20 protein-coding genes are annotated in these 18,331 nt (G+C 38.0%); 9 read left to right on the top strand and 11 right to left on the bottom strand.

The features are described 5' to 3' along the window. Positions 1-14 precede the first annotated feature (14 nt). Positions 15-332, top strand: coding sequence for a hypothetical protein (locus tag BQ3481_RS08315; RefSeq protein WP_157927846.1), 318 nt, complete (start codon positions 15-17; stop codon positions 330-332). Here BQ3481_RS08315 and pyrH read toward each other — a convergent pair. Genes pyrH through tmk form a run of 3 tightly spaced genes read right to left on the bottom strand, consistent with a single transcriptional unit; the run spans position 319 to position 2,826 of the window. Beyond that, the gene (gene pyrH, locus BQ3481_RS08320) at positions 319-996 is read right to left on the bottom strand and encodes a UMP kinase (RefSeq protein ID WP_157927847.1); all 678 of its coding nucleotides are present in this window, start codon (positions 994-996) and stop codon (positions 319-321) included. The two genes, BQ3481_RS08315 and pyrH, sit on opposite strands and share 14 nt — an antisense overlap. Next, on the bottom strand, positions 993-2,240 hold the full coding sequence (locus BQ3481_RS08325; protein ID WP_157927848.1) for an HD domain-containing protein: 1,248 nt from the start codon (positions 2,238-2,240) through the stop codon (positions 993-995). The genes pyrH and BQ3481_RS08325 overlap by 4 nt, the downstream gene beginning before the upstream one ends. A gap of 7 nt (positions 2,241-2,247) precedes the next feature. Then, positions 2,248-2,826: a dTMP kinase gene (gene tmk, locus BQ3481_RS08330; protein WP_157927849.1), complete on the bottom strand. Its 579-nt coding sequence runs from the start codon at positions 2,824-2,826 to the stop codon at positions 2,248-2,250. Positions 2,827-2,971: 145 nt separating this feature from the next. On the opposite strand from tmk, the gene hsp14 reads away from it, so the two are divergent. Beyond that, entirely contained in the window at positions 2,972-3,337 is a 366-nt protein-coding gene (hsp14, locus tag BQ3481_RS08335) for an archaeal heat shock protein Hsp14 (protein ID WP_394336722.1), read from the top strand. A 10-nt stretch (positions 3,338-3,347) separates the two neighbouring features. Here hsp14 and BQ3481_RS08340 read toward each other — a convergent pair whose 3' ends face one another. Genes BQ3481_RS08340 through BQ3481_RS08360 form a run of 5 tightly spaced genes read right to left on the bottom strand, consistent with a single transcriptional unit; the run spans position 3,348 to position 8,875 of the window. Continuing rightward, the gene (locus BQ3481_RS08340; RefSeq protein ID WP_157928529.1) at positions 3,348-4,898 is read right to left on the bottom strand and encodes an ABC1 kinase family protein; all 1,551 of its coding nucleotides are present in this window, start codon (positions 4,896-4,898) and stop codon (positions 3,348-3,350) included. A gap of 14 nt (positions 4,899-4,912) precedes the next feature. After that, the gene (locus BQ3481_RS08345; RefSeq protein WP_157927851.1) at positions 4,913-5,305 is read right to left on the bottom strand and encodes a hypothetical protein; all 393 of its coding nucleotides are present in this window, start codon (positions 5,303-5,305) and stop codon (positions 4,913-4,915) included. A gap of 33 nt (positions 5,306-5,338) precedes the next feature. Beyond that, entirely contained in the window at positions 5,339-6,991 is a 1,653-nt protein-coding gene (locus tag BQ3481_RS08350; protein ID WP_157927852.1) for a COG1361 S-layer family protein, read from the bottom strand. Further along, entirely contained in the window at positions 6,988-7,656 is a 669-nt protein-coding gene (locus BQ3481_RS08355; protein WP_157928530.1) for an ABC transporter ATP-binding protein, read from the bottom strand. The genes BQ3481_RS08350 and BQ3481_RS08355 overlap by 4 nt, the downstream gene beginning before the upstream one ends. Before the next feature lie 22 nt (positions 7,657-7,678). Next, positions 7,679-8,875, bottom strand: a complete 1,197-nt coding sequence (locus BQ3481_RS08360; protein WP_157927853.1) for an ABC transporter permease — start codon at positions 8,873-8,875, stop codon at positions 7,679-7,681. A 117-nt stretch (positions 8,876-8,992) separates the two neighbouring features. On the opposite strand from BQ3481_RS08360, the gene BQ3481_RS08365 reads away from it, so the two are divergent. Together BQ3481_RS08365 and BQ3481_RS08370 are read left to right on the top strand one after the other, a co-directional pair. Further along, positions 8,993-9,895: an AsnC family transcriptional regulator gene (locus tag BQ3481_RS08365; RefSeq protein WP_157927854.1), complete on the top strand. Its 903-nt coding sequence runs from the start codon at positions 8,993-8,995 to the stop codon at positions 9,893-9,895. Between the two features lie 25 nt (positions 9,896-9,920). Next, positions 9,921-10,433, top strand: a complete 513-nt coding sequence (locus BQ3481_RS08370; RefSeq protein WP_157927855.1) for an NUDIX hydrolase — start codon at positions 9,921-9,923, stop codon at positions 10,431-10,433. Here the strand turns inward: BQ3481_RS08370 and BQ3481_RS08375 are convergent. Then, positions 10,424-11,401 carry a phosphate signaling complex PhoU family protein gene (locus BQ3481_RS08375; RefSeq protein ID WP_157927856.1) on the bottom strand — a complete coding sequence of 326 codons (978 nt, stop codon included), beginning with the start codon at positions 11,399-11,401 and terminating at the stop codon, positions 10,424-10,426. The genes BQ3481_RS08370 and BQ3481_RS08375 overlap by 10 nt on opposite strands. A gap of 62 nt (positions 11,402-11,463) precedes the next feature. On the opposite strand from BQ3481_RS08375, the gene BQ3481_RS08380 reads away from it, so the two are divergent. Genes BQ3481_RS08380 through coaBC form a run of 4 tightly spaced genes read left to right on the top strand, consistent with a single transcriptional unit; the run spans position 11,464 to position 15,145 of the window. Beyond that, positions 11,464-12,348: a pantoate kinase gene (locus BQ3481_RS08380; RefSeq protein WP_157927857.1), complete on the top strand. Its 885-nt coding sequence runs from the start codon at positions 11,464-11,466 to the stop codon at positions 12,346-12,348. Then, positions 12,348-13,094 (top strand): phosphopantothenate/pantothenate synthetase, encoded by a 747-nt coding sequence (locus tag BQ3481_RS08385; RefSeq protein WP_157927858.1) that lies wholly within the window; start codon positions 12,348-12,350, stop codon positions 13,092-13,094. The genes BQ3481_RS08380 and BQ3481_RS08385 overlap by 1 nt, the downstream gene beginning before the upstream one ends. Beyond that, positions 13,087-13,920: a 3-methyl-2-oxobutanoate hydroxymethyltransferase gene (gene panB, locus BQ3481_RS08390; RefSeq protein ID WP_157927859.1), complete on the top strand. Its 834-nt coding sequence runs from the start codon at positions 13,087-13,089 to the stop codon at positions 13,918-13,920. The genes BQ3481_RS08385 and panB overlap by 8 nt, the downstream gene beginning before the upstream one ends. Then, positions 13,913-15,145, top strand: coding sequence for a bifunctional phosphopantothenoylcysteine decarboxylase/phosphopantothenate--cysteine ligase CoaBC (gene coaBC / locus BQ3481_RS08395; RefSeq protein ID WP_157927860.1), 1,233 nt, complete (start codon positions 13,913-13,915; stop codon positions 15,143-15,145). Before panB ends, coaBC begins: the two co-directional genes overlap by 8 nt. A 45-nt stretch (positions 15,146-15,190) precedes the next feature. Here coaBC and BQ3481_RS08400 read toward each other — a convergent pair whose 3' ends face one another. Further along, positions 15,191-15,976 carry a HoxN/HupN/NixA family nickel/cobalt transporter gene (locus BQ3481_RS08400; RefSeq protein WP_157927861.1) on the bottom strand — a complete coding sequence of 262 codons (786 nt, stop codon included), beginning with the start codon at positions 15,974-15,976 and terminating at the stop codon, positions 15,191-15,193. Between the two features lie 119 nt (positions 15,977-16,095). Continuing rightward, positions 16,096-17,157, bottom strand: coding sequence for a M24 family metallopeptidase (locus BQ3481_RS08405; protein WP_157927862.1), 1,062 nt, complete (start codon positions 17,155-17,157; stop codon positions 16,096-16,098). Between the two features lie 168 nt (positions 17,158-17,325). On the opposite strand from BQ3481_RS08405, the gene BQ3481_RS08410 reads away from it, so the two are divergent. Continuing rightward, on the top strand, positions 17,326-18,330 hold the full coding sequence (locus BQ3481_RS08410) for a tRNA (5-methylaminomethyl-2-thiouridylate)-methyltransferase (protein WP_157928531.1): 1,005 nt from the start codon (positions 17,326-17,328) through the stop codon (positions 18,328-18,330). Position 18,331: the final 1 nt, after the last annotated feature.

Below are 18,331 nucleotides of genomic sequence, written 5' to 3' on the forward strand. Positions count from 1 at the left end.
TGAAAATATAATTCATGCAGTATCACAAGGCCATCAGAATAGGCCAAGAGAGATCAAGAAAGTCCCAGATGACGTTATTCTCATATGCAGGCTTTGCTATGCTTACACTTACTGTAAAAAAATCTCAAGGTACATTTGTGCCAGTCGGGGAGAAAGAGTTTGTGGCAGTTATTGAAAAATCTGGCGAAGGATGGCTTGTTGTAATAGTTGATGAAGAGGGGTATGCAAAATCCCAATCCAATGTCCTTTCAGAAAATGATGCGAGAGAAATTTTGAATAAAGCCACCAGTGCCAACATTCCAGAATATACAGGACAAGTCAGGCTAGTGTAATTTCGGTACCCTCGGGACTTCCTTTAATTGCTTTTTCCAGTATCTTTGTATCTGCTTTTAGTATTCTTGTCTTTAATCTGGAACGCTCTATCACCTTTAATGCAACAATATCCATCAAGTCATAACCCCCTGCTATAGAGTCTTGATGTACAAGCATTGAGCGCAGTTTCTTTATTGGTATTTTTTTGAACTTACTTGCATTCTTGTTTTTGTTTGGATCAGAATCGTATACTCCATCAACATCTGTAGCATTGAAAAATGTGTCAGCCCGCACTTTTTCTGCAATTAGCGCAGCAGTAGCATTTGTGCTCTGTCCGGGATGAAGTCCACCTGTTACTATAATCAGTCCGGTGTCAGCTGCATTTGCAACCTCTTTTAGATTGACTGGTGGATGCGGATATGCTTTTTCTTGTAACGCATAGATCAAAAGTTTTGCATTAAGTCTTGATACCTCAATTCCAAGCTCGTCAAGTGTTGATTCATCTGCACCAGATGATCTTGCATGAGAGATATAATATCGTGCAATCTTTCCACCACCCGCAATTATTATTGGTTGGCAGACCTTGCTCATCTTCACAAAAAACTCGGCATATTGTTTTAGTGTCTTCATATCTTCTAGACCAAACAAGCTTCCTGACAATTTTACTACAATTCTTTTTTTCATTGATTGTTTTCACCAAGAATGACGGCTGCGGCCATTTCAACCTTTTTTCTGAATTGTTTCCGTGTGTATACCCGTAGTATATCCATAAAACCTGAAATTGCAGAGACCAGCGGAATCTCAGATATGGGTAACTCGTAGGATTCCTTTGGTCCCTCTCCCTTTTTTGTTGTAAGAATGATTGACTGGGATTCTTTTTTTGATGGAGCAAGCGGAATTGATGGTGTCTTTGATACATCGATAAAGACTTCAGACTCGTCTACCTTGGACATTTTGGCAATTTCGTTCTGTAGACTTGTTATGTTCATTTTCCTCATTCTGGGTCTAGTAAAGATCTTTTCATAAACGCACTTGAGCAGCTTTCTCTCTTGATATTCTATCGCGAGTTGTTTTGCCCTTCTCAGATCTGTATTTTTTGGCTCAAGTGAAACAAGTTTGGATATGACAAGCTCGTCAGTCATTTGGACATAGATTTCTATGTCATCAGTAGTGAGCCCAAGCTCGCTATCTGCAAGCGCCATAGCTTGTATTAACATGACTTCTGCAGAGCGCACAGTCTTGTGAAAATACACTGCTTTGAACATCTGGTATCTAGATATCATCATTGACTCAAAAGAGTGAAGAGCAGACTTGTCAAGTGAAAGTTTCTTGTCGTGAACATCAAGTGAGTGGATTATCCTCATAAAATCCACTTTTGCATACTCTGCACCAGTGAAGTAACCATCACGTAGAAGATAGTCCATCATATCGGCACTCAGTCCGCCAGAGATTATTTCATTCATGAACTGGTACTTTGAATTTCCAAATGCAAGCTTGGCAAGAAATGTCTTGTCAAATCCTGATTTTTTTATTATATCGCCAATCTCTGTTTCCAGTATGATTCTTTGTCCAATGTCCTCATGAGAATTTTTTTTCTTTTTTTGCAGGACCTCTTCGAATAAATGAGAGAATGGTCCGTGACCAACATCGTGCAGTAGTGCCGCCATTCGTATGTTTTCAGAATCGTTTGCATCAAGATATCCTTTGTTTCTTAGCACATTTGCCGCCTGGCCTGCAATGTGCATTGTTCCAAGTGAATGTTCAAACCTTGAATGTTGTGCACCAGGGTAGACAAGGTGTGCGCCTGCAAGCTGTCGTATCCTTCGAAGCCTTTGAAATACTGAGGAGTCTATCAGTTCTACCTCTTGTTGATATACGGTAATGAAATCATGAATCGGATCTACTATCTGGAGATATTTTTTGGTCATATCTTTTTCATCGGATATGTTTTGATATGATATCCCTTATTTGTTGGTGGACTATTGTTTTTTCTTGTGATGCATTTACTATGTTCCAATGATATCTTTTTGCAAGTTTTCTGTATGTGTTTGTAATCTTGAGCGCAAATGTTTTATCTTTTTCAAATCTATCACGTTTCTGTTTTTTTCTGGAGAATGAATCTAGTACCTTGACATCAAGTAATATTACAATATTTTCTTTTGGAAGACCCCTATCAAGATTTTCAAGCCACTTCAAGTCAAGTCCGTTTACTGTTCCATATACTAGATTAGACTGATAATAGCGATTCATAATAACGACATGATTTTTTGCAAGTGCATCTTTAATGTTCTTTGATCGTTCCCACCTGTTTGCTGCAAGAAGACAATGTATTACCTGTGGTGGAAATTTGCGCTTGCCACCAAGAAAGTTTTTTATCTCTTTTCCAACTGGCGTAGTATAATCCGGGAAACTAAATATAGTGGATTTTTTATTTCGGGTTTTTAAGAAATTGGACAATAATTTTGACTGGGTTTTTTTTCCTGCCTGGTCAAAGCCCTCTATGACAATAATCATCAAAGTCCTATTAAATAGGGCAGTAGATAAATTGTGAATTTGACGGACTCGGATAAAACGTATTGGTAATATTGCATAGCAAATCGGACTAAGGTTTAATAATCAAAAAAGTACTAAATGATACTACATGGGCATTGGTTATTACATGGTAAAAGAAGTCATGAAAGAAATAGGCAACAAGTCACGTGAGTTCTATGAGTTTATTCTTCCCCCAGTAGACATGATATTGCAAAATGACAGCCTGGTGGTAGCAATAGACATGCCAGGATTTGACAAAAAAGAGATTAAACTAAGACTCAATGGCAACATTCTCTCAATTGTAGCAACCAGAGAAGATGAGGTAGATGGTACAGTAATTTGGAGACAGAGGCCACGCTCAATTGATAAAAAGATAAAATTGCCAATCGAGGTAAAAGACGACGATAATCCAGCAGCATCTGCAAAATATCGTGACGGCGTATTAACTTTAACAATACCTACAAAGACTGGTAAAAATATTGCAATAGAATAGTACTAGCTGGCTAGTGTTCCTTTAATGCAATAGCAAGAGCCATTATGACAGCAGAGCTTATCATTCCAATTTCTCCCACCAGATTGTTTGTTGAATACAAAATAGTAGATCCAACAAAGACTGCAGCTGCAAGTATAGTACCTGAAAGCAGAACAGTTCGTGATTTTGGTTTACTTGCATGCATGTTTTTGTTTTGCTCAATGAATTGTCTGATCTCTGGCACCACTGCAATTGCAGCATCTATTGATTTTACAAATTTTCCAAAAGAGATCTTGAGTTCTTCTACATATGCATCTCGTATAATATTTTCTTCTTCCATGATATTTTGTAGTACGTTGATGAACCTGAAATTTACCTTGTGGGTAAGATACACTCCCTCAAGTATTGATGTCATTCTCATGTAAAGTGCAAGATGTTTTGGTAGCTTGAATGGGAATCTGCTCATTGTCTTGTTTGCAAGCTCCATGAGTGCCTTGACTTCCATCCTGTCCACTTTGGTTCCATGAAATGCCTGAATTGATAGCGCAAGACCCTTTTCTATTATATTTCTGTCATATCCTGGCATAAGCATTCCAAGATCATCCATTGCAGATACTGTTCTTATTGGATCTCGTTCTATGAGCGAAAGATAAAGCCTGATTAGTTTCAGTCTTGTTTTGGTATCCAGCCTACCGACCATCCCAAAATCATACAGTATTAGGGAACCATCGTTTGTAACAGAAATGTTTCCAGGATGCGGATCTGCATGGAATAGATCGTGTCGTAACAACATGGTAAAAAAGATTCTATGGGCACGCACTACAAGTTGTTCCCTGTCAATTCCTGCCTCGTCAAGTGCCTTGACGTTTGTTATTTTTATTCCAGGCAGATATTCCATAGTGAGTATATTTTTGCTAGATCGGTCGTCTATAACAGAGGGAATTATCAGTTTTGGGTAGCTCTGCATATTTTTCTTGATTGTCTTTAGGTTCTGGGACTCGATTCTATAGTCCATTTCTTCATTGATAGTTTCAATGAACTGTGAAAGCATTGCCTCTGCGGAATAACGAAGGTTTGGGTCAACAAACTTCATTGTAAACGGAATTATTTTTTTTAGTACATGTATATCTTCTTCAACAACTTTTTCAATTCCTGGTCTCTTGACTTTTATGATTACGTCTTGTCCCCTAAGTCTTGCCTTGTAGACCTGTCCAAGTGATGCTCCAGATATTACGTTGGTGTCAACGAAATCAAAATTTTTGTCCATTGGCCCAAGATCTTTTTCTATGATTGGCTTTACCTTGTCAAATGATTCTGCTGGAACCTCATCTTGGAGCTTGGCTAGTTCCTCAAGATATGGTTGTGGCAAAATATCTGCCCTTGATGAGAGCCACTGACCCAACTTGATGTATACTGGACCAAGAGAAAGAAATGTCTTGAGTGCTTTGCGTGCATTTTTTTGATATCTCTTGAGATCAACATTTTTTCCTTGTTTTTTTACCCACTCTCTTCTGTCCTTTCGTAATGCAAGTACAAGTGGTATGAGCTTGATGAAGGTTTGAATTGTTCTTCTTCGTGTAATTTGTCTTCTCCTCCCTAGAACTCTTTTAGCTTTTTTGTTATAGTATATCCTGCATAGCCTGCAAGTACTGATGCCACAAGTCCTGCAAGGAGAGATGTGCCTTTTACAAAAGGCATATTCTTTTGTAATTTATAAACACTTGATGAAACTTTTTTTGCTGCAACCAAGCCGCTTGTAATTCCAACAATAATTTCAGGAGCATCTTGTATAATATGGCCAAGAGGATCTTTTCTTGGATCTACTTTATCCATGTGGACTAGATACTTGTCGTCATATTCTCTGATGTGTAGATTACCATAACGGTACTGTTTTTTTGCACCATTTTTCTGACCCAGTACTGTCTCCTCTGCCTCTTCTAGCATAAAATGGCGAACTTCTTTTGGGATTTCAATCTCATCCCATATCATGACTGAAAAAATGCCTTTCGAGTAAATATACCCTTAGCTTGATTCTTCTATCTTCTTTTCAAGTACAATCTTTTTCTTTCGTATCTTGAACACTATACCACCTATTCCTGCTGCAATTGCCACAAGTATGACTATTTGTAGCTGGTTAATGCCATTGTCACTTGACTGGACTGGCGGGTTTCCAAATGATACAGTATCAACTTCTGTTATTGTATGCTGTTCCAATAATGTGTCCTTCCAGGTAAGTGTAACCTGGATTTTTTGATCACCTGTTGGTACAGTATCAGAATTTATTGGGATGTTGAATGGTACTGGTGCATCAATATCAATATCTCCAATGTATTGGCTTGATGGTTTGATTATCGTACTGTCTACAGATGATACTGTCACCTGGCCAAATACAGCCTTTACATTTCCTTGGTTGAGTACATCACCAATTATCATTTTCTTGCCTGCAATATCTGATACACCTATATCATGAAGTGAGATGTCAATTACTCCCCTGATGTAGGTTGCAAAGTTTTGTTTTTCGATCACTGTTGCTCCATCTTTTGTATATTGGATATCAACTTCATAGTTGACTGCTTGGCCTTCAATACTCTGGTCTGCAAATACTGGAATGATTAGGTCAGTCTTTTCAAGGGGGTTTATTTCTTGTATAAACCACTTGTTATCTTGTAATATCTTTAGATTGCTAGAATTTGGCGTGATTGAAATTGAAATGTCAGATATCTTCGATGGCGACAAGTTTTCAATTCCTAGTGTTAGATTTTGCATCACTCCAGTCAATAGATACTGCGGAGATGATATTCTTATTATTGATACAGAACTTGTAGGCCCCACAATAAAATCGACTGTTCTTGTTGTAGTAACTTGGTTTCCTTGTCCATCAAAGTATGATACTGTAAATGGTGCATGAATAGTCTGTCCTGCAACATTTTGTGGAATGAATGCCTGCATTGAAAATGTATTAGATGATCCTGGTTGGACTGTCCCCACTTTCCAGTGGTTCTGGTCAAGCACTATTCCTTGCAAGTTGTTTGTATCAGTTGTTGTACCAGTATTCTGATCTCTTTGTATGACAATATCGACGTCATTTAGTGGTGCTGTGCCTGCATCTGAGATTTGGATTGTAATGTTGTTATTTGATGCAGGGTCAAGAAATGGATTTCCTGCCTTGAGGTTTACCACACTCTTTCCTGTGACCTTGAAATTAAAGTCTAAAAATGTAGTGCGTTCTCCATTTTCTCGTACCCTTGAATATGTGATCTTGACTGTTCCTGAATAGTCATGAATACTGGCGGTTTTGTCTACGTTGACAAAAAATGTGAGCGTAAAGGACTGACCTGCAGTAGCTGTTTGTGTATTATCAGCCTTGATTAGTCCATTATCTGCAAGAGATCCCGAGAATCCTGCTGGCAAGCTGAGCAGCCCGCTAATCCCTGTGATGTCCTCCGTGCCAACATCTGATAATACTATAGTAAGTGGAACATTCTTGTCCCCTGGTTCTACCTCAATTTTTTGTCCGGCAGGTCCAAAATATGCGTCAAGAAGTTTGATGTCATTAAATCCATGCTCAAAGGGTGATGCACCTGGTGCCAGCTGTTCAGGCGCTTGTGCATAACTTGGAATTATCATCTGTCCTGCAAGCAAGATCACTAACAACATGATACTTTTGTAAATCAAGTTAGATTTGCCTCCATCTCTTCTTTGAGAATTCTACCATCTTTTATTGTTACCACTTTATCTACTTCACCAAACTGGTGTCTATCATGTGTAACAATGATGAATGTCTGGTATAGTTTCCGGTTGAGTGACTTGAGCAGTTGCACTGTAGTTTCAGCCGATACCGAGTCGAGGTTTCCGGTAGGCTCATCTGCAAGTACTACAGCTGGTTTGTTTATCAATGCCCTTGTTATTGCAACTCTTTGGGCCTGTCCACCAGAAATTTGGTTTGCAAACTTGTGAGATTGGGTTTCTAGCCCGACTGTTTTGAGTAATGTTCTTGCCTCGTCTGCAGAATTATCTATTGTGCCCTGGATCTTTCTTGGCAGTGTAACGTTTTCAAGAACAGTAAGATCTGATAAGAGGTTTGAGAACTGGAATATGAAACCAAGCTTTGAGTTTCTAAATGTAGAGAGTTGGTTATCACTTAATTCAGATGTATCTACTCCGTCAATTATCACCTTGCCCCTTGTTGGCCTGTCAAGCAATCCAATCATGTTAAGTAATGTAGACTTGCCAGAGCCTGAGCTTCCTACAATTAACATAAACTCTCCACGCTTGACACTAAATGACAGGTTTTTGAGAGCATAGACCTCGGTTTCGCCCTGACCGTACACCTTATCGATGTTTTTTACCTCTAGTACATAATCAGCCAACTCTCATTGCCTCCACTGGCTCTAATTTGGTAGCCTTGTATGCTGGATATATTGATGCAATGACTGCAAGCACAAATGCCATGATATCAGTCTGGATTATGCTTGTCCAGTTGTACTTTACCTCAAGCGGTAGGCTTCCTTGAAATGTCATGTGGGTTTCCTTCGCATATGTAGTATAAGATACACCCATCACAGTACCAAGCCCTGCACCTATTGCACCAATCACCATTCCTTGAAATATAAAAACTAGTAGTACATCTTTTCTTTTTGCACCTATTGCCCTCATTACACCAATGTCACGGGTCTTGCTTGTTACCTGCATCATTTGTATTGTGACAACTGCAAATGCAGACGACATCATACCAAAATACCCAACTAGATTAATCAGTGCAATGCCTGACCTAAATCCGCTCAGTGTTTGCTCTGCAGATTCTTCAATTGTCTGGGCCTTGAATTTATCAGCACTGGATGGAAATGCAGCAAGAAATAGATCCTTAACATATGTATCCTTTGATGGATCATTTAGTCTAACAAGAATTGATTGTGTTTGGTGCGGTCTACCTAAAATTTCACGCAGAGTATCTATATTCATTATAACACTATTGTCAAGACCCACTGAACCTGCAGTTGTAGTTATCCCAACGATAGTTAATCTTCTTAAAACATCATTACCAAATTGGTCTTTGAATTTTAATTTTATAGTATCACCTACTTGCGGATAGCCAAGATCTCTGTCTACAATTGCTCCGAGTACAGCTGAATTTCTATATGAGACATACTGACCACCAGCTCCTACAGTTTGATACATTGTAGATGCTTCCTTATCCAAAACTGGATCAACCCCTATTACAGGAACTGAATAATCATGAATTAATTGTCCATTAATTGTTGCATTGATTGAAGCTGAAGAATCAATTCTTGGAGCTGCAGCTTGAACATATGGAATTCTTTCTAGCCAATTTATGAGTACAAAATCAGATTTTGTAATATAATCTTCCTGTCTTGTGATGTATACATGACCAAATCTGTAGTTGATTTGATCACGAACAATTGCATCGTACAACCCTTGGAATATGACAGAATTTACCTGTACTACAAGTATTGCAATTGCCACCGCAAGACTTGCTGCAATAAGACTTCCCTTGCGTCTTGTAATGAATCTGATACCAATCTGGGCCCTGTAATCCACAGTCGATCAAGAATTAGTCTGATATTTAATGTTTTATGGACATATACTTATCATAGTAGACAATAATATATAATACATGTTTGATTTGATATAATTAATGAGGCAATACTGCAACAAATGGACAAAATAGACATACGAATTCTCTCACATTTGCTCAATAATTGTAGAAAATCTGACAGGCAGATTGGCCAAGAGATTGGCATTTCAGGGGTTGCTGTCAAATCGAGAATTCAGAAAATGATTGAAAACAAAATAATTGAAAAATTTGCATTAAAAATTGAACCGCCTGTATTAGGGTATAGTGTTTTGTATTTTGTGGTTACTGGAAAAGAGATCAATGACATAATACAAAAGATAAGATTGGTAGGAGAGCCATTTTTTGTGGTACCATGTGTTGGCAGCATCACTGTATGTAGCATAGTAGTAAAAGAAGATCCCGTGAAAAAAATGGATCTTGCAAAGAACTTGCTTCATGATGTTAGAGTTCTTAGTATCTTTGAAGCAAAAAATCCTGAAATAAGATCTGATCTGACAAAGACAGACATTGAAATTATTGATATTTTATTAAAAGATCCACGATTAAAAATTGAAGAGATTGCGAAAGAGTCTGGTTTCTCAACAAAGACTATCGCTCGCTCACTGGAAAAATTACAAAATGATGAAGCTATTCAATTTACATTAATTTATAATCCAAAAAACATGGATAAGTTTATTCCCTTTGCAATTTTAGTTGGGGTGACAGATGTAAAAAGAACACTTACAAAACTTGCCAAAGTGTTTTCTGAGTCATTTTTACAAAATCCATTTGTGCACATGAACCAGATTGTGCTGTTCATGTATACCGACAATATATACAAAATGGATGATCTTTCTGTCAAAATTCATGATATTGAAGGAATACATTCTGTGGATTTATTCATGCCAAAAAAGATTACATTTTTGAACAAGTGGGTAATAGAGGCAATCATACAAGCCAAGAAATCAAAGAAACTTCATCTCATGTCTGAGATACATTCATAACATAATTGTGGTTTAATTTTTCTGAATGAGGAAAAATGTCTTCAAGGGCAGAGTTCTCTCACTTAGTCTTTATACTTTATCTATAAACAAACGAAAAGTTACACGGGAGGTAATTGAACACCCAGGTGCTGCCGCCATACTTGCAATAGAAGATGGTAAAATATTGCTAGTAAGACAGCACAGGTTTCCGCATGGATACGTGCTTGAAATCCCCGCTGGAACCCTAGAAAAGGGAGAAAAGCCTCTCAAGTGTGCCCACAGGGAACTGCGTGAAGAGACTGGATATACAGCAAAAAAGATGACTCCTTTGATCAAGTACTATCCTTCCATTGGATACAATACTGAAATTATTCATTGTTATGTTGCATCAGGAACAAAGAAAGTAGGAGGTTTACAGCTTGACCAAGATGAAATCATGTCTGTTGTAAAAATTGATTTCAAGAAAGTCCTCAAGATGATTACATCTGGAAAGATTACAGATTCCAAAACAATCTGCGCCGTCTTGACTTATGCTATCAACAAGAAACATCAGGTATAGACTGGCTTTACCAAATCAGCAACATCTGCCCAACATCTAGATAGTTTTTCAAATGTAAATACCAAGTTTAACAACTGTATTGACCCCTGTTTCTTTGGATCAAGTGATGAACCTACGCCTGAGATCTTTTTTTGATAGTTCCTGTGAAGTGTGATTGCTTCAATTGCTAGCTTTCTATTATTTTCCGTAAATGAGGTGATTGATTTTTCATGTACATTTTCTATTTCTTGTGCAGTATCATATAGCTTTTTTGTATCAGTTTTTGATATTGGTAATTCTGAAATAGAATGTGCAAGATCTATTATGGTATCTCCTGCAGTCTCTAGCAAGTTTGCTGCTACCCTATAGTCTAGGATGTCAATGTTTCCCAAGTTTAGTGCAGTTGCAAGTTTCTTGTCAACCATTGCACTTCGGATTAATCGTACAAGCAAGAAATATTGCCGGTCAATTTCATCATCTCGACTCGGCATTGTTTGTAATACTGACCTGTCGTCAGATGCAAGACATGATATTGTATCACGAAACATTCCAAGAACAATTGAGCTCATTCTTTTTAGTATCTTATCTGGACTAAGTGTAGTAGCATCAAGTAAAAACTGCACATTTACATTTGATGCGTCCTCTTCAACAATTTCCATACCAACAAGCCTTCGCATCAGTCCACGGATCTTTTCTCTGTCTTCTACTGAAATTGTTGATTTTCCCTTGATCTTTATGATATCATATCCAAGCAGGTATGCACCTGTGATGTAGGCACTAATGTTTTCTTGTTTTGATACAGGATATGGTATCACGACTTCATTTGGCGGTTTGCTTCCACCAGTGGGAGTAATTGAAATACTGTTAGAGCCAGTCTCAATTTCTACTTCATCACTTTTTTCAAGCTTGTTTGCCTGAACCCATTCTATTGGAAGAGAAACTAGGATACTGCTCCCTATCCTTTGTAAGCGCCGAATGAATTTAGTCAATTTATACTAATTTATATAATTTAATGATCATTTTTATATTTTCTCATAAATTTAAGCTAGTTATGCAAGCAGTAGCTTTTGCACCAGGTCACATTACTGGTTTTTTCAAGGCAGAAGTAGAGCCAAAGGAGCCAGAACAAAAGGGGTCAATTGGTGCAGGATTTTGTATCAAGGAGGGAGTAACAACAAAGGTCAAGGTGACAAGCTCTGATAAACCAGGATTCAAGATTACCGTAACTGGTTACAAATCTGATAACACCCAGGTTTCAGAATTTGTTGTAAAGGAATTTTTTAAAATTGTAAATCAAAATTATTTTTTAGATATAGAACATAATACCACCATACCAGTTGGTTACGGTCTTGGTTCTAGCGGTGCTGTTGCATTGAGTTTGGCATTTGCGTTAAACAAGGCACTTGGAACAAATCTATCTAGGACTAGAATAGGACAGGTTGCTCACAATGCCGAAATTCACTGTAAGACAGGACTTGGAACAGTACTGTCATCATATCATGGCGGGTTTGAGATAAGGACAAAACAAGGTGCTCCCGGAATCGGAAGCCTGCAAAAGATCCATACAGATTATACTGCGATTGTAATTTGCTTTTCTCCAATATCAACAAAACAATTCATCAAGACTGAACTTTCAAAGATAAATGGCCTAGGTGGGAAGATGGTTACAAAATTATTAAAATCAAGAGATCAGATGGAATTTTTGGACATGTCACTTGAATTTGCCAAGTATGTCCATGTCATTACAAGGCAGATGCAGTTGGTAATTGATGATTTATCCCAAAATGGATTCAAGTCAGGTGTTGCAATGTTTGGGGAAACGGTATTTACACTTGTACCAAAGACAAAAGAATTTGAAGTTATGCAAATTTTAAAAAAATATGATGGAGTGATAATTAAAACCGAGATAGACAAGAGTGGAGCTAGGGTCTCCTAGTGTTGATTCCAAAGACACATCCAAGAGCCACTTCTCTTTACATCCGGGAAAAACTTGTCCATGGGTTCAGAGAAGGTCTTGTTGTAGAGGAAGGTCTCTTGGCTCATGGTAGAGGTGAGATGTTTGATTATCTCATAGGTGAAAAGACAACCAAGACATCTCGGAAGGCAATAAAAGCTGCCGCTAGGACGCTTCTGGCATCCAAATTACCTGTGATATCAGTAAATGGTAATTTTGCAGCTCTTTGTGCAAAGGAAATTGTAGAGCTGTCAAAAATCACGGGGGCAAAAATTGAGGTAAATTTGTTTTATGCAAGCGAAAAGCGAAAAAAAACCATTGCGCAGATTCTAAGGAAAAACGGTGCAAAAGAAGTACTAGGAGTTGATCCCAAGTTTGCAAAGAGGATTCCCAATCTCGACAGTGCAAGAAGAGTTGTTGACAAGCGTGGAATATTTTCTGCAGATGTTGTACTAGTACCATTGGAAGATGGAGATAGAACAATTGCATTAAAGAAGTTTGGAAAAGACGTTATTACGTTTGACCTGAATCCCATGTCGCGTACTGCACAGACTGCAGATATTACAATTGTTGACAATGTAATTCGTGGAATGAAGATACTGATTGATGTTTGTAAAAAATTATCAAAAGAAGATTTGAAAGAAAAATCAAAATTTGACAACAAGAAGAACCTGAAAAAATCCATCGGCGTCATAAGAAAAAATCTAAGGAGGATGGCAAATGCCTAAGTCTGTCAGAGACATATTATTAATGAAAAATTCCAAGAAAATTACTGTGATTACTGCATATGATTATACTATATCACAGCTTTGTGACAAGGCTGGTGTAGACATATTGCTTGTAGGAGATAGTGCCGGAATGGTGATGCTTGGATATGACAATACCATACCTGTTACGATGGACCAGATGTGTCTTTTTACAGAGGCAGTTTCAAGGGGACGACAGAATGCTTTGGTTGTTGCAGACATGCCATTTATGTCATATCAAGCAAGCAAATCTCAGGCAATTGAAAATGCTGGAAGACTGATAAAATCAGGTGCAGATGCAGTTAAACTAGAAGGTGGAATTGAGATTAAAGATACCATACATGCCATTGTAGAAATTGGTATACCAGTGATGGGACATATTGGGTTCCAGCCGCAGACTACTACTCTTCAGGAGGGCTACAAGGTCCAAGCAAAGACAAGAGATACTGCCATCAGATTGATTGATTCTGCCAAGGCATTAGAGGAAGCTGGTGTATTCAGTATTGCACTAGAAATGGTAACAAGAGAGGTCTCAAAAATTATTTCAGATACTATCAGTATACCTACAATAGGAATTGGTTCTGGACCTGACTGCGATGGGCAGGTGCTTGTTGTGCATGATGCTTTGGGCCTGTATGAAAAGATAAAACCCAAGTTTGCAAAAAGATATCTTGAATTATCTTCTGAAATTGTGCAAGCTATCGGGTCTTACAAAAGCGATGTAGTATCAGGTAAGTTTCCAGGACTAGAACACTCTTTCTCTATTGATAAATCAGAACTTGAAAGGTTGAAAAAAGAACTTGAGTAAAAAACATCCTTCCCTTGACATAGTTAGCTCTGATGGCACTGGTCTTGCAGGAAAAAAAATTATCTTGTGTATATCAGGAAGTGTTGCTGCATACAAATCAATTGAGCTCGCAAGATTGCTTATGCGACATGGTGCAGATGTAATATGTGTTGCAAGCAAGGCTGCAACTGATTTGATCAAACCAAGTTATTTCAAATGGGCTACTGGAAACCAAGTAATTACAAAACTAACAGGCGATCTAGAACACATAAAAGTTGCAGATTACAAACAGTCTGATCTTATCATTGTTTATCCATGCACTGCAAATACACTTGGCAAGCTTGCAAATGGAATTGACGACACTCCAATATCGACTGTGCTAAGTGTCGGTCTTGGCTCCAAGATTCCAATCATCATAGCACTTGCAATGCACCAAGCAATGTATGAAAATCCTGCAGTAATAAATAACGTTGAATTTCTCAAAAACAAAGTTGATTTTATTTCTCCAAAATTTATAGAGGGCAAGGCAAAGGCTGCCGAGCCCGAAGAAATACTTGATCTGATACTACAAAAGTTTGGCTTGTCACCTGTTCTCAAGGGGAAAAAAGTGCTCATTACTGCAGGTCCTACAATAGAGTATATCGACCCTGTTAGAGTGATTACAAATCAGAGCACAGGTAAGACTGGTGTCTTGCTTGCATCAGAATTTGTCTCAGCTGGTTGCCAAGTCACCTTGATTTATGGTCCTGGTACAGAGGCTCCTCCAAAGGGTGCCAAGTTGATACGAGTCCAGACAAGCGGGGAAATGGGCGGTGCGCTACGAAAAGAGATGAGGCAAAAATGGGATATCATAATACTTGCAGCTGCGATATCTGATTATACCCCAGAAAAGCCACATAGAGCCAAGATCAATAGTGATCTTCTTAGAATTTCTTTAAAGCTAAAAAGAGTACCCAAGATGATTAATGATGTAAAAAAGATTCAGAGAGATGTTTTTCTCGTAGGATTCAAAGCAGAGGCCAACATACCCAAAAGAGATTTGATAAACAAGGCAAGGGAGAAAATCGTACAATCAGATTGTGATCTTGTCATTGCAAATGATATTGGTACCAAGAGATATAGAAAAAATCCTGACTACAATAATGTGATATCTGTTGATTCAAAAACTTTCAAGGAATCCGGATGGAAGAACAAGTCCAAGATTGTAAAATTTATCAGAAACGAAATTGAAAAAAGAATAGACTAGTTGTACTAGTTCTAGAGTTTATTTTCTTTCGAATTAGTTCTTGTATCACGATGTAATCTTTGTCTTTTTTTTTGTTGCAAAGACATACCCAAAAGAAATTGTAATTATCGATACTGCCAAGACAGGACCTATCCATTCTGGAAGTACACTCGTACTAGCTAGTGTTGAATATGATTCAAATGAAGCTACCATTATGGCTAGACCACTTAATGCATATGCCATATATCTAAAATCCTTGGTATCAAATATTCTAGAGAATGCAGAGCGAAGAATAACACTGTCTAATGTGTCGATTGGGATCATCCCAAGGGCAAAGAACCCAGAGAGAATCAATGCTGTTTGGATTCCTGCAGTAGCTGATGTCACTGCAGATATGGTTATTGCAGAAATTTGTGTAGCAGTATCAAAACCTAAACCAAATACTAACCCGGTAACAAAAGAAGATCCAACAGGACCTAGTATTCCAACCCTGTTTAGAACCTTGCTTGCAAGTATTGCAGCCCCACTTTTTCCCCACTTTTTTATTGCATAGATGTTGATGCCGCCTATTACAGCCAATGCTATTGCGCCCGCAATGCCGCCCCAAAATTGCAGGTTGCCTGTAGTAGTAAGGCTTCCAACTATGTATATGATGAAGATCATCTCGGCTAATACGGAGATCATGTGACCAGAGCTAAATCCTGCTCCTACCATTCTAGATTTTTTTGTAGCATGATGCAGTCTAATTAGATTATCAATTACTGTAATATGGTCAACATCAAGTGCATGACGCATCCCAAATACTAGCATCACCGGTATTGATACTAGGATAAAAGACCAAGAGTCTGTCACCTAGAAGATCTCCTTGTTATATGATATTACAGAATATTTGAAAAATAACATCTGATAAATCATGAATGTAATAAATTACATTTGTATAAGAAATTTGCCATGGTAAATTTCTATCCTATCTATATGATGATCAATTCTTTTGTAAACTTGTGCATGACTTCAACTTTGTTTCCAACAATTACCGAGTCTTCAATTCTTACACCAAATTTTCGTGGAATGTATATTCCAGGTTCTACTGTAACTGCCATGTTTTTGGATAAAATTGCTGTACTTGATGGACCGAGGTTTGGCAATTCATGGACTTCAAGTCCAATTCCATGACCTGTAGAATGAATGAAATATTTTCCATACTGTTTCTTTTCAATTAATTTTCTACAAGCATCATCTACAGATTTGCAAGACATATTTGGCTTGACAGCTTTGAGTCCTGCCTCTTGTGATTGTCGCACAATTTCATAGACTTTTTTTGCTTCCGCCGATACTGAACCAAGACCAAATGTCCTAGTTGCATCAGAGACGTATCCCTTGTATCGTAAAGTAAGATCAACTACAACCATGTCTCCATTTTTGAATTTTCGATCAGTTACCTGTGCATGAGGCAGTGAACCATTTGGACCACCTGCAATAATCAATGGGTTCAGTGTTGACTTGTATCCAGTTGCAAACATTTCTTGCTCCATTGCATATTGCATCAATATAGTCTGAAGCTGAGCTTCAGACTGGTCAATCATCATTTTGTCTACACATATTTCATACATCTCGTCAAGGATTGATGATGCTTTTTTTAATATTGTAATCTCCTGAGAGTCTTTTACTTCCCTTGCACGATAAAATGGGTCAGTTGAGGATTTTACTTCTGGAAGGGATCTCTTGAGGCTCTCTACTATGTTGTAACTATCGCTGTCTGTGCACACCTTGTTTTTCCTGAGCATTTTGATAAGAGTGGCAAGGGAGCCCTTTCCACGCTCTGACTTGACCACATCACAATCAGTGGATTCTTCCTTTGCCCTACCCGTTTCAAGTTCAGGAGATACAATCGTGCAGCCATTTTTATCCAGTATGCCAATTGCCTCGCCCCAAAATCCAGTCATGTAAAATAGATTTTCAGGTTCAAATGCAACCAGAGAATCATATCCTAAATCATTACAATATTTTAAAAGGTTTTTTCTGCGCTTTTGCATTAATCTTAAACTTGACTGTATCTTCATTTATGTTTGTTGTAATGATCATCTAAACCTTCTAAGATCGTACCGTAGGTTGTCTAGTCAATGCCGCCAAGTCAAGTTATGAAATTATTTCTCAATAACTTGACAGTACCTTTAGATATTGGAAAAAGACCTTCTGATTTTATGGAAGAGAAGAAGAAAGTTGTAGCATTATTGTCAGGTGGTCTTGATAGTAGACTAGCGGTAAAAATGATGCAAAATCAGGGATTTGATGTTACTGCTGTTGCAATCAAGACTCCGTTTTGTGATTTTGATTGTGGTAGAGGTTGCGGATTTGAAATAAGGGAGACTGCAGATTCGTTAGGTGTTGATTTGAAAACTGTTTACTTGGGTGATGATTATATCGAGATGCTAAAGCATCCAAAACATGGTTTTGGTTCCGGAATGAATCCATGTATTGATTGTAGATCAATGATGTTCAAGGCAGGCAAAAAAGTAATGGATGACATTGGTGCAGAATTTATCATATCAGGTGAAGTTTTGGGACAAAGACCAATGAGCCAATTTGCTCCTGCATTAAGAACAATAGAAAAAGAGTCAGGACTTGAGGGAATTATTGTTAGACCACTTTCGGCAGCACTGTTACCACCAACAAAACCAGAAATTGATGGATTGATAAAAAGAGAAAATCTTGGAATGATCCGCGGACGCTCAAGAAAAGAACAGCTAAAAATGGCTCAAGAGTTTGGTTTTGACAATCCACCAAATGCAGGCGGCGGTTGTTTGCTTACTGATCCTGCATTTTCAATCAGAACAAAAGATCTTTTTCATTATGTTGAGACACCAAATACAAATGACATTGATCTTCTAAAGATTGGAAGACACTTCAGATTTGATGAAAAAACAAAATTCATTGTTGGAAGACATAAGGATGAGAATGAAATGCTAAAGGCGCTTGCATTACCTGGCGATGTTTTATTTGAGACAAAAGATCATGTCGGTCCAGTATCAGTTTTGCGCGGAGATGATTCTGAAAAAAATCTGAAATTAGCTGCAGCTATCACATTACGATACTCTGATGCACCAAAGGATTTGTCGGGTATAATTATGACAGAAAAGAATGAAGTAAAATCAGAGATTTGTACTGGCTCGATTTTAGAATCCGAGTATCTACAGTATAGAATTTAGC

The sequence above is a fragment of the Candidatus Nitrosotalea okcheonensis genome (assembly GCF_900177045.1).
In the GTDB taxonomy this organism is placed as follows: domain Archaea; phylum Thermoproteota; class Nitrososphaeria; order Nitrososphaerales; family Nitrosopumilaceae; genus Nitrosotalea; species Nitrosotalea okcheonensis.

Excerpts from the sequence above, each read along its gene's own strand:
- BQ3481_RS08370 (WP_157927855.1), top strand. The coding sequence starts at position 9,921 with ATGAGGAAAAATGTCTTCAAGGGCAGAGTTCTCTCACTTAGTCTTTAT.
- tmk (WP_157927849.1), bottom strand. The coding sequence starts at position 2,826 with ATGATTATTGTCATAGAGGGCTTTGACCAGGCAGGAAAAAAAACCCAG.
- BQ3481_RS08315 (WP_157927846.1), top strand. The coding sequence starts at position 15 with ATGCAGTATCACAAGGCCATCAGAATAGGCCAAGAGAGATCAAGAAAG.
- BQ3481_RS08345 (WP_157927851.1), bottom strand. The coding sequence starts at position 5,305 with ATGATATGGGATGAGATTGAAATCCCAAAAGAAGTTCGCCATTTTATG.
- BQ3481_RS08325 (WP_157927848.1), bottom strand. The coding sequence starts at position 2,240 with ATGACCAAAAAATATCTCCAGATAGTAGATCCGATTCATGATTTCATT.
- panB (WP_157927859.1), top strand. The coding sequence starts at position 13,087 with ATGCCTAAGTCTGTCAGAGACATATTATTAATGAAAAATTCCAAGAAA.
- BQ3481_RS08380 (WP_157927857.1), top strand. The coding sequence starts at position 11,464 with ATGCAAGCAGTAGCTTTTGCACCAGGTCACATTACTGGTTTTTTCAAG.
- BQ3481_RS08405 (WP_157927862.1), bottom strand. The coding sequence starts at position 17,157 with ATGCAAAAGCGCAGAAAAAACCTTTTAAAATATTGTAATGATTTAGGA.
- BQ3481_RS08365 (WP_157927854.1), top strand. The coding sequence starts at position 8,993 with ATGGACAAAATAGACATACGAATTCTCTCACATTTGCTCAATAATTGT.
- hsp14 (WP_394336722.1), top strand. The coding sequence starts at position 2,972 with ATGGTAAAAGAAGTCATGAAAGAAATAGGCAACAAGTCACGTGAGTTC.
- pyrH (WP_157927847.1), bottom strand. The coding sequence starts at position 996 with ATGAAAAAAAGAATTGTAGTAAAATTGTCAGGAAGCTTGTTTGGTCTA.
- BQ3481_RS08410 (WP_157928531.1), top strand. The coding sequence starts at position 17,326 with ATGGAAGAGAAGAAGAAAGTTGTAGCATTATTGTCAGGTGGTCTTGAT.